This is a genomic window from Bradyrhizobium zhanjiangense, assembly GCF_004114935.1.
In the GTDB taxonomy this organism is placed as follows: domain Bacteria; phylum Pseudomonadota; class Alphaproteobacteria; order Rhizobiales; family Xanthobacteraceae; genus Bradyrhizobium; species Bradyrhizobium zhanjiangense.
In genome coordinates this window covers 7,330,014-7,343,681 of record NZ_CP022221.1, presented here as the reverse complement: position 1 = coordinate 7,343,681, position 13,668 = coordinate 7,330,014, and the positions used below count along the sequence as shown (strand labels likewise).

The following is a 13,668-nucleotide window of genomic DNA, read 5'->3' as shown; positions in this document are numbered from 1 at the left end:
GACATGCTCAAGCTCTATTACGCCACCGGCACCTGCGCGCTCGCCACCTACATCACCCTGGAGGAGGTTGGCGCCGACTACACGGCCGAGCGGCTGAGCTTCAAGGACAACCAGCAGAACAGTCCGGACTATCTCGCGATCAACCCGAAGGGCCGCGTGCCGGCCCTGGTGACCGATCGCGGGATCCTGACCGAGACGCCGGCGATGCTGGCTTATATCGCGCAGACCTTTCCCAAGGCGAAGCTCGCGCCGCTCGACGATCCCTTCGATTTCGCCCAGGTGCAGTCGTTCAACTCCTATCTCTGTTCGACCGTGCACATCAACCATGCCCACAAGATGCGCGGCGCGCGCTGGGCGACGCAGGAGAGCTCGTTCGCCGACATGAAGGCGATGGTCCCGAAGACCATGGCGGCCTGCTTCGCCCTGATCGAGCAGAAGATGTTCAGAGGGCCTTGGGTGATGGGTGAGCAGTTCACGATCTGCGATCCCTATCTCTACACGCTCTCGACCTGGCTCGAAGGCGACAGCGTCGACATCAACGCGACGCCGAAGATCGCCGATCATTTCAAGCGCATGTCGGATCGGCCCGCGGTGCGCAAGGTGATGGACGCGCAGAAGGCGTAGCGCGCGGCCACACACTCAGGCTCTTGTAGGGTGGGCAAAGGCGCGAAGTGTCGTGCCCACCATCTTCCCACGATTGTAAGAGCGGTGGGCACGCTCCGCTTTGCCCACCCTACGAGAGCTTGCGCTTGGCTTGCTCCAACTCCCGTCCCGTCGCCAGCATCAGCCGCCGCAGCCAGATCGAGCCGGGGTCCATCTGCGCGCGCGTCGGATGGAACATGAACTGCTCGTCGATCCCAGGGTCGAGCGGCGGCGTCACCGTGACGAGGCCGAGCTGCTTCGACAGCGCCGCGATCAGCCGGCGTGGCACGAAGGCGACGAGATCGGTGCGGGCGGCGACGTGCAGCGCTTCGAGATAGCCTGCCACCACCAATGAGATGTGCCGCTCGATGCCCTTGCTGCGCAGCCAGGTGTCGATCAGGTCCTCAGCGCTGCCGCGGATGATGACGCCGACATGGCGTGCGGCCAGGAACGTTTCGCGCCGCGTGAGCTTTGCAGCCATCGGATGGCCGCGCCGCACCGCCAGCGCGTCGCTGTCGGTGTAAAGCAGCTGGCGGTGAAAGCCCTTGAAGGCGTTGCCGATCGAGATCACGAGGTCAATGGTGCGGGCGAACTCGGCGTGGAAGATCGCAGATCCGCGCCACGGCACGATCTCGATGCGGACGTTGGGCGCAAGGCGCGTCACCTTCTCCATCAACGGCGGCATCAACAGCTCGACCGCCAAGTCCGGCATCATCAGGCGAAATTGCCGTTCGCTGCGCGCCGCGTCGAAATCCTCAGGCACGAACAACCCGCGCACCTGGTCGAGCGCGTGGGCGAGCGGTGCGCGGAGCGCCTCGGCCCGGGGCGTCAGCTCCATCCGCGCGCCGGTGCGCACCAAAAGCGGATCGCCAAAGATGTCACGCAGGCGCTGGAGCGCATGGCTCGCCGCCGGTTGCGACAGGCCGATCCGAAGTGCGGCGCGGCTGACATTGGCCTCGCGCAGCAATGCGTCGAGGGCGGTCAGCAAATTGAGGTCAAGCGTATTCAAATTCATGAGGTGAATAGATATCATATTCGCTATCGATTTGAAGAATTCCCGTTGAGCGGCGATGTTCTCCGTGTTGCCACCAAAACGGAGATGCCGCCATGAGCGCGAGCGCCAACAAGAAACTGATGCAGGATATCTTTGCCGCCGCCGCCAACCCTGACCCCGCCGCGCGTGACCGCGCGCTATTCACCGCGAGCCTTGCCGACGACGCCAAATGGGTCGTGACCGGGCAATATTCCTGGTCGCGCACCTTTTCGGGCAAGGAGGCGATCCTCAACGATCTGCACGGATATGTCCGCACCCGCCTGCGTGACCGCACGCGCACGGTCGCCCACCGCTTCATTGCCGATGGCGACATCGTCGTGGTGGAAGCCAAGGGCGACAACGTCACGCCCGAAGGCGTCCGTTACGACAACGACTATTGTCTCGTGTTTCGCCTGGAGGACGGCAAGATCAAGGAGATCCGGGAATATTGCGACTCGGTCCTGACCGAGAGGGCGCTCGGTCCTTTTCCGCAAGCGGGCGTGAGGGCTGCGAGCTGAGTGGATTGAGCTGCATCCCGTCCGCCGGCCGATCTCGTCCGTCAGAGCCGGTGATGATCGTGCGGGCCTGGCAGGCGCTGGTCGAGATGGTTCGTATCAGGCGCGAGCGGTCTCGGGCACGGTGTCAGCTCGCCGCCATGACCGAACGGGAGCTTCAGGACTGTGGGTTGACCCGGGCGGAGATTGCGTACGAGCTGAAGAAGCCTGTCCGGCGGAAGTAGGGAGCGGGAGCAACTGCCGACAAAATCAGCAGGTTTTGTCGGCGCTGCCGCAGCTCTGCGCGAACAATTGGAAGGTTCAATTAACGAGTGTCCCCCATTGTGTCGCGGTGCAGCGTGAGTCGCAAAGACGCGACACGCGGCTGCCGGGGTGGCCGGTGACGATCGCCGGAATCGTTCGGCCGCTCGAAGTGAAATGCATCTGGGTGGACAGTGGGAATGCCGAAGTTTCGTTTGCGGATCAGGGGACGCCTGTACGCAGGCTTCATGGCCCTCGTGGCGGTCGGTCTGGTGATGGCGGTGGTCGCCGTCTGGAATTTGCGGGCGGTGCAGGATCAGGTCGCAAGACAATCCGCGCTCTCGGACAGCACGGCGCGGGTGCTGGAGATATCGACCCATCTTCAGGCGATCCAGCGCGCCAATCTGCGTTACGTCTACGACGCCAACGAACCCGCAATGAAAGAGGCGCAAGAGCGGGAGACCGCGGCGACCGAGCTGTTGCAGGTCGGGGCGAAGGGCACGCTCTCGGAGGAGCGGCGAGCGCTCTACAACGGCCTCATCGGCGACATCGCCAAGATGCGACGCCTGCGTGACAATCTCGGGGATGCCGTCAACGAGGCGAGAACGGGCAAGGCGACGCTGCTGCCGAGCGGGGAGGAGCTGGCCGTCAAGATGGGCAAGCTGGTCGATGCGGCGCGCGCCGCCGTCGATGAAGACACCGCGGCCCTGGTCGCCGACCTCGAATCCAGGATCCTCCTTGTCCGGGTCGCAAACTGGCGTTTCCTGGCCCTGCGCGACGCGCAGGGACCGGCGAATTTCAGGGCGAGTGTGGACAGGGCTGCGCAACGGCTCGCGGCGATCGAGAAAAGCCCGCAGGCCGCGGATTTGCGCGCCACGATCGCGCCGGTGAAGACCTCGCTCGGAATCTATAAATCCGCGTTCGAGACGACATCGGCCGCGATGCTTCAGGCCGACGAGATCTATCACAAGAATCTCGCGCCGCTCATCGTCGAGAGCATCGGCAGGCTCAAGGCCGCGGAAACGACGCTGAAGAAGGACTATCAGGAATCGCGCAACCATGCCGCAGCCGTGATCGCCGGCACGACGACTGTTCAGGAGATCGCCGGCGGTCTCGCCATCCTGTTCGGCGGCATCGTCGCCTTCCTGATTGCCCGCAGCATCGTCGGTCCCCTGACCTCGATGACGCGTGCGATGGGGCGGCTGGCCGGCGGTGATCTCGACATCGAGATTCCCGGGCGCGGCAAGGCCGACGAGACCGGCGACATGGCCAAGGCGATCCAGGTGTTCAAGGACAACATGATCGACACCGAGCGCATGCGCGCCGAGCAGGCCGAGCTCGAGGCGCGGCAGGCCGAGAGCCGCAAGAAAGACATGGTCAGGCTCGCCGACCAGTTCGAGCAGGCTGTCGGCGAGATCGTCAACACCGTGTCGGCGGCGTCGAACGAGCTGGAAGCCTCCGCCGGCACGCTGACCACGACCGCCTCGCGCGCCCAGGATCTGTCGACCGAAGTGGCATCCGCATCGCAGGAAGCCACCGCCAACGTGCAGGCGGTCGCCTCCGCCACCGAGGAGCTGTCCTCCTCGGTGAGCGAGATCGCCCGCCAGGTGCAGGAATCCGCCCGCATCGCGGGCGAGGCCGTCGGGCAGGCGAGCAGGACCAATGACCGCGTCGGCGAGCTCTCCAAGGCGGCCGCCCGGATCGGCGACGTGGTCGAGCTGATCAGCACCATCGCCGGCCAGACCAATCTCCTCGCGCTCAACGCCACCATCGAGGCCGCGCGCGCGGGCGAAGCCGGCCGCGGCTTTGCCGTGGTCGCCTCCGAGGTCAAGGCGCTCGCGGAGCAGACGGCGAGGGCGACCGGCGAGATCGGCCAGCAGATCGCCAACATCCAGGCCGCCACCGAGCAATCGGTCGGCGCCATCAGGGAGATCAGCGGCACCATCGAGCGGCTGTCGGAGATTTCCTCAGCGGTCGCCGCCGCCGTGGAAGAGCAGGGCGCCGCCACGCAGGAAATCTCGCGCAACGTGCAGCAGGCCGCTCACGGGACCCAGCGCGTCTCGACCAATATCGGCGACGTGCAGCGTGGGGCCTCCGAGACCGGCTCGGCCTCATCGCAGGTGCTCTCGGCGGCGCGCTCGCTGTCGGCGGACAGCAACCGCTTGAAGGTCGAAGTCGCCAGGTTCCTGGAGACGGTTCACGCCGCCTGAGCTTTAAAAGCAAGAGGCCACGCGCATGCGCGTGGCCTCGAAGAACGGCGCGCGATCAGGCCGCTTTCGTTTTCATGTGCTTGAACATGTTGGCTCTCGCCTCCTCGTCCATCTCGGCCTTGAAGGTGAACTTGTCCTTCAAGGCGATGGCGCGCGCCGCCGCGGGCCGCGCCGAGATCTCGTCCACCAGCCGCTTCACGTTCGGGTATCGGGCGAAGGCGTCGTCGCCGAGCTTGAACGGCACCATCCGCGCCCAGCCCCACAGCGCCATGTCGACGATCGAATAGTCATCGCCGACCATGTAGCGGCGGCCTTTGAGGTGACCGTCGAGAACCCTGTAGTGGCGGTCGGTCTCGTACTGGTAGCGGTTGTGGGCGTAGTCGTGGTTCTGGTCCTTCGGCGCAAAATGCTTGAAGTGCACGGCCTGACCCGAATAGGGCCCGACGCCGGTCGCGATGAACATCAGCCACGACAGCGTCTCGCCGCGCACGCTGGCGGCGGGCAGGAATTTTCCGGTCTTCTCGGCGAGATAGAGCAGGATGGCGTTCGAGTCGAACACGATGGTGCCATTGTCATCGATCGCCGGCACCTTGCCGTTCGGATTGATCTTGAGGAACTCCGGCGTGAATTGCTCGCCCTTGCGGGTGTCGACCGCGACCGGCTCGAAGGGCAGGCCGGACTCTTCGAGATAAAGCGCGACCTTGGTCGGGTTCGGCGATCCGTTGAAATAGAATTTGAGCATCGATCATCTCCCCAGGGGGGTGTTGCCGAGAGCGAGCGCAGCATCATTGCAGCGAGGCCGCATGTCTTGCCCGAACCTTTCGGAAGCGCAACCGGCGAGTTTGCCGGGCGGTATCTGCGCGCAGCGCAGATCAGGCGGCGTAACAGAGGCCGATCGCCGCCGTAATGATCATCGCCGCGCCGACCGCTTCCAGGCGCAGGCCGAGTCGCGTGGCGAGATGCATATCGGACGCCCGCGCCTTGCGCTCCGTTCCGCGCGCGTAACCGTGCACGATGACGTCGTGATTGAAATTGTCGTGGGCCTCGTTGCTGCTGGCGAGCCCGACACAGACCACGAGCACGCCGAACAAGGCGAGGCCGAAAAATCCCAAGAGCGCAATCAGGAACATCGGAAACATGCCGAGCAGGAAGATCGGCAGCAGCGGCACCAGCAGCAATGTCTCGGACTGTCGTCGCATGGGAGGACCGGTCGGGACGAGACTGATCGGGCGAATCTAGTCCTGGCGGGGGCGGCATTCAAGCACCGCCGCCGTCATTCCGGGGCGCGCCTCTTGGCGCGAGCCCGGAATCCATTGGGCGGCTTGCGCTGTGGTTCGATGGATTCCGGGTTCTCGCTGCGCGAGCCCCGGAATGACGATGGAGGGACCTTACTCCGCCGCCATGCCGGCGCGGATCTCGGCGCGCAGCTCGTCGATCAGCTTGAGACCTTTCTTGGTCTCGACGTGCCAGAAGGTCCAGCCGTTGCAGGCGGCCGAGCCTTGCGCCACGGCGCCGATGCGGTGGATCGAGCCGACCTTGTCGCCGAACATGATGGCGCCGTCGGCGCGCACGAGGGCGCCGAGTTTCTTCTTGGCGTCGAACAGTTTCGTGCCGGGCATGATCATGCCGCGCTCGATCAGCTCGGAGAATGCGACCCGCGGCGCCTCGCGCGCGGTCATGAATGGGGCGAGGCTCTGTTCCGGCAGCGGCTCGACCGCCGCGATGCGGGCTTCGGCCGCCTTCGCATAGGTCTTGTCACGCTCGAATCCGATATAGGAGCGGCCGAGACGCTTTGCGACCGCACCGGTGGTGCCGGTGCCGTTGAAGGGATCGATCACGAGATCGCCGGGCTTGGATGAGGACAGCAGCACACGCGCGAGCAGGCCCTCCGGCTTCTGCGTCGGATGAACTTTCTTGCCGTCGGCGCCTTTGAGGCGCTCCTCGCCGGTGCAGAGCGGGATCAGCCAGTCGGAACGCGCCTGCACGTCCTCGTTCGCGGCTTTCAGGGCCTCGTAGTTGAACGTGTAGCCCCTGGCCTTCTCATCCCGCGCGGCCCAGATCATGGTCTCGTGCGCGTTGGTGAAACGGCGGCCGCGGAAATTCGGCATCGGGTTGGTCTTGCGCCAGACGATGTCGTTCAGGAGCCAGAAGCCGAGATCCTGCATGATGGCGCCGACGCGAAAGATGTTGTGATAGGAGCCGATCACCCAGATCGTCGCCGACGGCTTCATCGCGCGGCGGGCGGCAAGCAGCCAGGCGCGGGTGAAATCGTCATAGGCGGAGAACGAATCGAACTTGTCCCATTCGTCGTCGACGGCATCGACATGGGATTCGTCAGGACGCTTGAGATCGCCCTTGAGCTGGAGATTGTAGGGCGGATCGGCGAACACGAGGTCGACCGAACCGGCCTGAAGCTTCGACATCTCGGCGACGCAATCGCCGAGGATGATGCGATGCGAAGGGGACTCAAAATTTGTGCGGGGCGCCCTTGCAGACGCCCCGCGACGCGACTCTACCATGACTCAAGAACTCTGACTCAGGCGACGCTGTCGGCGACGCGGGACCAAACAACCGACTGACCGCTACATTGAAGCGGCAAAGTAAAAATCGACTTAACCCGCCGCTTTCGTGAGCAGCCTCCGCATCGCGCGTCGTGTGCGGGACGTTGCGCGCATTCGCCGTGTTTTACAGTGCATTTCGTGCTTCTTCGCCTCACGCGAGCAGTCGAGGCTTCAGAAAAGATCCAAATTTCTCTCGGAAAAAATTGCTCGACCCTCGGAAAAAATTGCTGGCATCGGCATGGTGTCGCACTAGGCAATTTTTGCCGGCCACGATATTGATAAACGCAACGGAAATTTTACCTGTGTGGCGCGTTGAGCTTTGGCGCTCATGTGCCCGACGAAGCCGACTAAACCAGGGACCCCCAGGGGAAAGGCCGCCATGCGTTACGATGACTTCCGCCGCAGCGACGACATCGAGGATCGTCGCGACGAAGGTGGTGGGTTTGGCGGCGGCGGAGGAGGCGGGCTCGGGCTGCCGATGGGCGGCGGCGGGCTCGGCATCGGCACCATCATCATACTCGGCCTGGTCGGCTACGCCTTCGGCATCGACCCGCGCATCCTGATCGGCGGCGCCGAGATCCTCACCGGCGGCGGCCATGCGCCCACCTACCAGACCGACCGCCAGGCCTCCTCCGGCAAGCGCGGCGCACCGACCGACGAGATGGGCAGCATGATCTCCGGCATTCTCGGCGAGATCGACGATCGCTGGAGCGAGATCTTCCAGGCCAGCGGCCAGTCCTATACCGGTCCGAAGATCGTACTGTTCCGCAACGCCACCAATGGCGGCCGTTGCGGGATGGCGCAGTCGGCGATGGGGCCGTTCTATTGTCCGCCCGATCGCACCATCTTCCTCGACACCGGCTTCTTCCGAGAGGTCGAGACGCGCTTCCGCGGCTGCTCCGGCAAGTCCGCCTGTAACTTCACCACCGCCTACATCATTGCGCATGAGGCCGGCCATCACATCCAGAACCTGCTCGGCATTATTCCGCGCGTGACGCGGCTGCAGCAGCAGGCCGGCAGCAAGGCCGAAGCGAATGCGCTTCAGGTGAAGGTGGAATTGCAGGCCGACTGCCTGTCCGGCGTCTGGGTCAACCGCGAGGCCAAGAAGCGTCCGAACTTCCTGGAGCCCGGCGACATCGACGCCGCGCTGACCACGGCGAGCGCGATCGGCGACGATACGCTCCAGCGCCAGGCGACGGGTCGCGTCGTGCCCGATTCCTTCACCCACGGTTCGGCGGCGCAACGCAAGCAGTGGTTCATGACCGGCTACCAGCAGGGATCGGTGCAGGCCTGCAACACGTTCAGTGCCGGGGCGCTGTAACGAAGGCTTCGTGCCCCGGACGCAGCGCGGCACGAATTATGTTGCGCGGTTGCGCTTCTGAGGATTCAGAAGTAGTGGCGTCATCCTGAGGTGCTCGCCGCTTCGGCGAGCCTCGAAGGATGACGGCGGTGGGCGGGATAGAAGGTGCGATACAATGGCCTCCATCGACGAGACAAAGCAATTCATCCCGCTCAACATCGCGGTGCTCACCGTATCAGACACGCGCGCCCTCGCCGACGACAAGTCGGGCCAGACGCTGGCCGACCGTCTCCTAGCTGCCGGCCATAAGCTCGCCGCGCGCGAGATCGTCACCGACGACATCGAGGCGATCCGCAACGTGATCCGCCGCTGGATCGCGGATGCCGGCATCGACGTCGTCATCACCACCGGCGGCACCGGCTTCACCGGGCGCGACGTCACGCCGGAGGCGATCGAGCCGCTGTTCGATAAGCGCATGGATGGTTTCTCGATCGCGTTCCATATGCTGAGCCACGCCAAGATCGGCGCGTCGACGATCCAGAGCCGCGCCACTGCGGGCGTCGCCGGCGCGACCTACATCTTCTGCCTGCCAGGTTCGCCCGGCGCCTGCCGCGACGGCTGGGACGGCATCCTTGCCGCTCAGCTCGACTACCGCACGCGGCCCTGCAATTTCGTCGAGATCATGCCGCGGTTAGATGAGCATCTGCGGAGACCGAAGGCGCAGGGCGCGACGGTGTAAGCACGGATAGCTCTCCGGCGTCTCTCCACACCATCAGTATCGTAGGTGGGCAAAGCGAAGCGTGCCCACCACTCCTGTCGCAATGCTAGATCGGTGGGCACGGCGCTAATGCGCCTTTGCCCACCCTACGATTCCAGACTCGCGGCGAGAGACCCTCACCCAACCGAGTTCGTATCCGCCAGCGGAGATGCCCTCTCCCGCAAGGGGAGAGGGCGCAATCATGCGCATGCCGCCCGCTGCGAGATCAGAGATCCAGCTCCCAGGTCTCGCCGACCAGATCGGCACCGAAGCTGTGGTGCTTCTCTTCCTTCACGAGCTTGAAGCCTGCACTTTGATAGATGCTGCGCGCGGCGACGAGGATGCTCTGCGTCCACAGCGTCATCTTGCTGTAGCCCCTCTCGCGTGCGCCTTGGATGCATTGCTCGACCAGTGCGCGGCCGACACCGAGCCCTCGTGCTTTCTTCTCCACCTGCAAGAGGCGCAGCTTGGCGATCTCATCCGAGGCCTTGACCAGAAAGATCGAGCCGACCGGCTCGCCAGCTACTTCCGCGATCCAGCAGTGCTCGCGCGCGGCGTCGTAGTTTCTGATGAACTGTGCACAGATCTCGGCGACCAGCGCCTCGTAGCTGATATCCCAGTTGTAATCCGCGGCGTAGGCGGCGGCCTGTCGGGAGATGACCCAGCCCATGTCACCGACGCGATGGCTGCGCAGCATGAAAGCCGCGGGCTGGCTTCGACGTTGCTCCAGCACAGCCTCGATGGTCGCCATAGCCTGCGTGAGCCGCGTTGCATCGCTGGCCGAAAGCTGAGCCAGCATGGCGGCAACGTCGTTTTGCGAGCCTAGGTTCAGCTTGGCGAAGGCCTGGCGGCCCTTGGCGGTGAGGCTGAGCTGGTATTGCCTGCGATCTGCGGGCAGGGGTCTTCGCGTGATCAGCCCCTTTTCGTCGAAGCTCTGTACGATGCGGCTGAGATAGCCGGGGTCAAGACCAAGCTCGTTTCCGATCTCTTTGGCTGCCAGGTCGTCGCGATGCGCGAGTTCATAGAGCACCCGGGCCTCGCTGAGCGAAAACGGGCTCTTTCCAAGGTGCTGGTCGAGCACACCAAGCTTGCGGGTATAGAAGCGGTTGAAGGCGCGGACCGCTCCGATGTGGTCGTCGGTAGCTTCAAAGGACATGGGTCACCTCGATACTTGCCATTGTCAAACAATTATTTGACTTTGGCAAGTATTGGAGGCTTCAGCCGACCATGACGATCCGGCTGCGCAACATGGTCCGGGACGAGCGGCCGAGCCGCCGGAGCAGCCGTGCCTCGGACCGGCGGGCCTGCGGCGGGTAGCCGCCGATCCGGTCATAATGATCGCGCGCGATCAAAAGCCCCTGATCGCCAAACGGGCCGACGAGCTTGCGCGCCACGGCGCGGAGGATGTCGCCGAGCCCGGTGTCGGCGTAGGGCGAGCGCGCATAGCGAAACACCGCCGCTCGATCGCGGCCGCTGCTCGAGACGGCCTGGATGAACTGGGTGGTCTCCTCGATCCAGCCGGTTTCCAGCACCGCGCCAGCGGGGAGGAACATCAGCCACGGCGAACGGGCCTGGAGGGCGCCGGCGGCGCGCGCGGCCCCTTGCGAAGAGCCCTCGAAGCCGATGAAGCGGCAACCTGCGACGTCGGCGACGCGCTCGATGACGCCGTTGCGGGTGCCGTCGACCAGGAGCACTTCCCGGATGATGCCCGCCGCGGCGCCGGGGACGAGCGCGGCCAGCGTTGCGACTGCCGTCTGCTCGACGCCTTCGGTCGGAATGATGACGCTCAGCATGATTGAAGCTTCAATATCTGCACTTCGGAAGAAGCGTAGCTTTTCATGATGTTGTCATAAACACGTGGCGTTGCCGAGTGCAACTTTTTCGGCGGGGCTTCGGCATGCAATGGTAAACTCGCAACCAAATGTGTCGCGCGCGGGATGGTATTTTGGTCGAATGTTTCGGCACAAGCTCGTCCGGCCCGTATTAACCCGGAGCCCGACGATGATGTTGCGCGGCGCAGGGCAGTTCGCAACCGTCCAAGGAGAGGATGGGATGCAACCAACCGTCGAACGGGAACGATGTGCGACTTGGGTGCTGACTTGGGCGCTGATTGGTGCTGACGGAGGCTTTGCATGAATGCCGATCAACTCGCCGTCAACGCGACGGCAGCAACGCCGAAGCAGGACGCCGCGCCGACCCTGCGGGTTCGCGCGCTGATGTTGGGCGACCGCATCAATGCCTCCGGCCTCGAGATCGGCACGCTGGTCTCCTCGACGCCGGCTGCCTTCCGCGTCCACGCCGGACTTGTCGTGATTTTCCGCTACGGCGTCGTGGTGCTGATCGGTCTTCTGCCCTCGGAGGAGAAGGTGCTGATCGACAGCCTGAAGCCGCGGGTGATCGGCGAGCTCAGTCCTCATGAGGAAGAGACCGCGCAGGCGCAGCTCTGCAAGGACGAGAATGTCGAGGCGATCCAGCCGGGCGGGCCGATCTGCCTCGCCAAATTCTCCGACGACCGGCTGCTCCTGATCGCGGATGCGCTCGCCAAGAGCACGTCGCTCGCCCGCGACGAGCGGCGCGTCGCGGCGGTCTTCGACGTGATCGAGCCGTTTGCACGGGAGCTAGCCGAGCGCGGCCGCACGCCGCGGCGGCGCAAGGGCATTTTACAGCTGATCGGCAATGCGCTTCTTGTCCAGCAGCGTGTCGCGGGCCGTGTTGCCGTCGCCGAGAAACCCGACGTGCTCTGGGAGAAGCCCGAGCTCGACCGGCTCTATGCTCGTCTCGAGGACGAGTATGAGCTGAAGGAGCGCCTCGACACGCTCGAGCGCAAGCTCACAGCGGTGTCGGAGACCGCCAACGCATTGACCGACATCATCGACACCCAGCGCTCGCTCCGCCTCGAAATCGCGGTGGTGGTGCTGATCGTGATCGAGGTCGCGATCGGGTGCTTTCAGATATGGTCGGGGACGCATTAGCCAAGCTGAATTTTGTTCGCGAGCGAGACGCGTTACTGTGCCCTCTCCCCTTGTGGGAGAGGGCGGCGACGCTGGTCGACACAAGCTCACTTCGGTGAGGGGTTGTCGCCGCATAATCGCCGGTGCGTTGTGATGCGTTGCTTTGCCGCATTCGTCGTCATTGCGAGCGGAGCGAAGCAATCCAGAGTCCCGCCGCCAGTCTGGATTGCTCGCAATGACGGATTGGCGGCCATCACGGGCTAATCGGATAAGACTCTATTGTCTGCAGCACCGCCGCACAATGCCGCGCGATCGTTAGTTCCTCATTCGTTGGAATGACGAACACCTCAACAGCGCTATCGCCCCCGCTGATGCGCTCGCGCGCGGCATCATTCGCCGCGGCATCGATGCTCACACCGAGCCAGCTAAGACGTTCGCCGATCGCGCTGCGGATCTCCTTCGCATGCTCGCCGATGCCGCCGGTGAACACCAGGCAGTCCAATCCTTCAAGCGTGGTCGCCATCATCGCGATCTCCTGCGCCGCTCGGAAAACGAACAGATCGACCGCCTCCCGTGCCGCAGCCTCGCTGCTTGCGAGCAGCGTGCGCATGTCCGCGGAGATGCCGGAGACGCCGCGCAGGCCGGACTCGTTGTAGAGCAGATGCTGTATATCCTCGCTGGACATGTTCTGGTGCTGTTGCAGATAGAGCAGCACGCCGGGATCGATGGCGCCGCAGCGCGTCCCCATCACGAGGCCATCGAGCGGTGTCAGTCCCATCGTGGTGTCGACGCTGCGGCCATCGCGCAGCGCGCAAAGGCTCGCCCCGTTGCCCAGATGCGCGATGACGGTGCGCTTTGCGACGAGCTGCGGCGCGATTGCCGCGAGGCGCCCCGCGACATATTCGAAGGAGAGGCCGTGAAACCCGTAGCGCCGGACGCCGCGCTCCTCATAGCGCCTCGGAATGGCGAAACGGCTCGCGGGCTGGGCCATGCTGTGATGAAAGGCGGTGTCGAAGCAGGCGATCTGCGTCAGACCGGGGCGGATCGCCTGGATGGTGCGAACCGGCTCGAGGCAACGCGGCTGATGCAGCGGAGCCAGCGGCGTCAGCGCCGCCAGCTTGGCGTAGACGTCGTCCGTCAGTTCGACCGGGCCGGAGTAATCCGGACCGCCGTGGACGATGCGGTAACCGATGGCGCGCAGACGATGCTCGCCAAAACGCTCGTCGATGAACGCCAGCACCTCGGCGAACAGATGACCACTGTTCGTATCGGATGCGTCCTTCCGCGCCTCGAACATTGTCTCGCCCGCTGGGCTCTTCACCACGAGCCGGGGCGCTGCCTCGTGCTCGTCGAGCAAGCCGTTGCAGAGCAGGTCGGGGCCGGACGCCGGCAGCTCGAACAGGCCGAACTTGATGCTCGATGATCCCGAGTTGAGCACAAGGACGGTATCCGACATGGC

General features: G+C 64.4%; 14 protein-coding genes. 7 read left to right on the top strand and 7 right to left on the bottom strand.

Going from position 1 to position 13,668, the window contains the following annotated elements; genetic code table 11:
- Positions 1-3: 3 nt before the first annotated feature.
- Positions 4-624: a glutathione S-transferase family protein gene (locus tag XH85_RS35285; RefSeq protein WP_128935576.1), complete on the top strand. Its 621-nt coding sequence runs from the start codon at positions 4-6 to the stop codon at positions 622-624.
- Between the two features lie 109 nt (positions 625-733).
- Here XH85_RS35285 and XH85_RS35280 read toward each other — a convergent pair whose 3' ends face one another.
- Positions 734-1,657 (bottom strand): LysR family transcriptional regulator, encoded by a 924-nt coding sequence (locus XH85_RS35280; protein ID WP_128935575.1) that lies wholly within the window; start codon positions 1,655-1,657, stop codon positions 734-736.
- A gap of 92 nt (positions 1,658-1,749) precedes the next feature.
- Between XH85_RS35280 and XH85_RS35275 the strand changes: the two genes are divergently transcribed.
- The 3 genes from XH85_RS35275 to XH85_RS35265 all read left to right on the top strand — a co-directional run bounded on the left by XH85_RS35275 (position 1,750) and on the right by XH85_RS35265 (position 4,640).
- Positions 1,750-2,193 carry a nuclear transport factor 2 family protein gene (locus XH85_RS35275; RefSeq protein ID WP_128935574.1) on the top strand — a complete coding sequence of 148 codons (444 nt, stop codon included), beginning with the start codon at positions 1,750-1,752 and terminating at the stop codon, positions 2,191-2,193.
- Between the two features lie 53 nt (positions 2,194-2,246).
- A complete protein-coding gene (locus XH85_RS47505; RefSeq protein WP_128935573.1) occupies positions 2,247-2,414 on the top strand; it encodes a YjiS-like domain-containing protein in 168 nt (55 codons plus the stop codon).
- Between the two features lie 216 nt (positions 2,415-2,630).
- Positions 2,631-4,640: a HAMP domain-containing methyl-accepting chemotaxis protein gene (locus XH85_RS35265; protein WP_164939193.1), complete on the top strand. Its 2,010-nt coding sequence runs from the start codon at positions 2,631-2,633 to the stop codon at positions 4,638-4,640.
- A 55-nt stretch (positions 4,641-4,695) separates the two neighbouring features.
- Here XH85_RS35265 and XH85_RS35260 read toward each other — a convergent pair whose 3' ends face one another.
- The 3 genes from XH85_RS35260 to XH85_RS35250 all read right to left on the bottom strand — a co-directional run bounded on the left by XH85_RS35260 (position 4,696) and on the right by XH85_RS35250 (position 7,159).
- The gene (locus XH85_RS35260; RefSeq protein ID WP_128935571.1) at positions 4,696-5,382 is read right to left on the bottom strand and encodes a glutathione S-transferase family protein; all 687 of its coding nucleotides are present in this window, start codon (positions 5,380-5,382) and stop codon (positions 4,696-4,698) included.
- Between the two features lie 130 nt (positions 5,383-5,512).
- On the bottom strand, positions 5,513-5,839 hold the full coding sequence (locus tag XH85_RS35255) for a hypothetical protein (RefSeq protein WP_091894190.1): 327 nt from the start codon (positions 5,837-5,839) through the stop codon (positions 5,513-5,515).
- 189 nt (positions 5,840-6,028) lie between these two features.
- On the bottom strand, positions 6,029-7,159 hold the full coding sequence (locus tag XH85_RS35250; RefSeq protein WP_128935570.1) for a site-specific DNA-methyltransferase: 1,131 nt from the start codon (positions 7,157-7,159) through the stop codon (positions 6,029-6,031).
- A gap of 421 nt (positions 7,160-7,580) precedes the next feature.
- Between XH85_RS35250 and ypfJ the strand changes: the two genes are divergently transcribed.
- Positions 7,581-8,522 carry a KPN_02809 family neutral zinc metallopeptidase gene (gene ypfJ / locus XH85_RS35245; RefSeq protein WP_128935569.1) on the top strand — a complete coding sequence of 314 codons (942 nt, stop codon included), beginning with the start codon at positions 7,581-7,583 and terminating at the stop codon, positions 8,520-8,522.
- Between the two features lie 154 nt (positions 8,523-8,676).
- Positions 8,677-9,240, top strand: coding sequence for a molybdenum cofactor biosynthesis protein B (moaB, locus tag XH85_RS35240; RefSeq protein ID WP_128935568.1), 564 nt, complete (start codon positions 8,677-8,679; stop codon positions 9,238-9,240).
- 244 nt (positions 9,241-9,484) lie between these two features.
- On the opposite strand, the gene XH85_RS35235 is transcribed toward moaB, so the two are convergent.
- The gene (locus XH85_RS35235; RefSeq protein ID WP_128935567.1) at positions 9,485-10,414 is read right to left on the bottom strand and encodes a bifunctional helix-turn-helix transcriptional regulator/GNAT family N-acetyltransferase; all 930 of its coding nucleotides are present in this window, start codon (positions 10,412-10,414) and stop codon (positions 9,485-9,487) included.
- Positions 10,415-10,475: 61 nt separating this feature from the next.
- The gene (locus XH85_RS35230; protein WP_128935566.1) at positions 10,476-11,051 is read right to left on the bottom strand and encodes a glycosyltransferase family protein; all 576 of its coding nucleotides are present in this window, start codon (positions 11,049-11,051) and stop codon (positions 10,476-10,478) included.
- A 339-nt stretch (positions 11,052-11,390) separates the two neighbouring features.
- Between XH85_RS35230 and XH85_RS35225 the strand changes: the two genes are divergently transcribed.
- Positions 11,391-12,230 carry an RMD1 family protein gene (locus XH85_RS35225; protein WP_128935565.1) on the top strand — a complete coding sequence of 280 codons (840 nt, stop codon included), beginning with the start codon at positions 11,391-11,393 and terminating at the stop codon, positions 12,228-12,230.
- A gap of 232 nt (positions 12,231-12,462) precedes the next feature.
- On the opposite strand, the gene XH85_RS35220 is transcribed toward XH85_RS35225, so the two are convergent.
- Positions 12,463-13,665 (bottom strand): acetate/propionate family kinase, encoded by a 1,203-nt coding sequence (locus tag XH85_RS35220; protein ID WP_128935564.1) that lies wholly within the window; start codon positions 13,663-13,665, stop codon positions 12,463-12,465.
- Between the last annotated feature and the right edge of the window lie 3 nt (positions 13,666-13,668).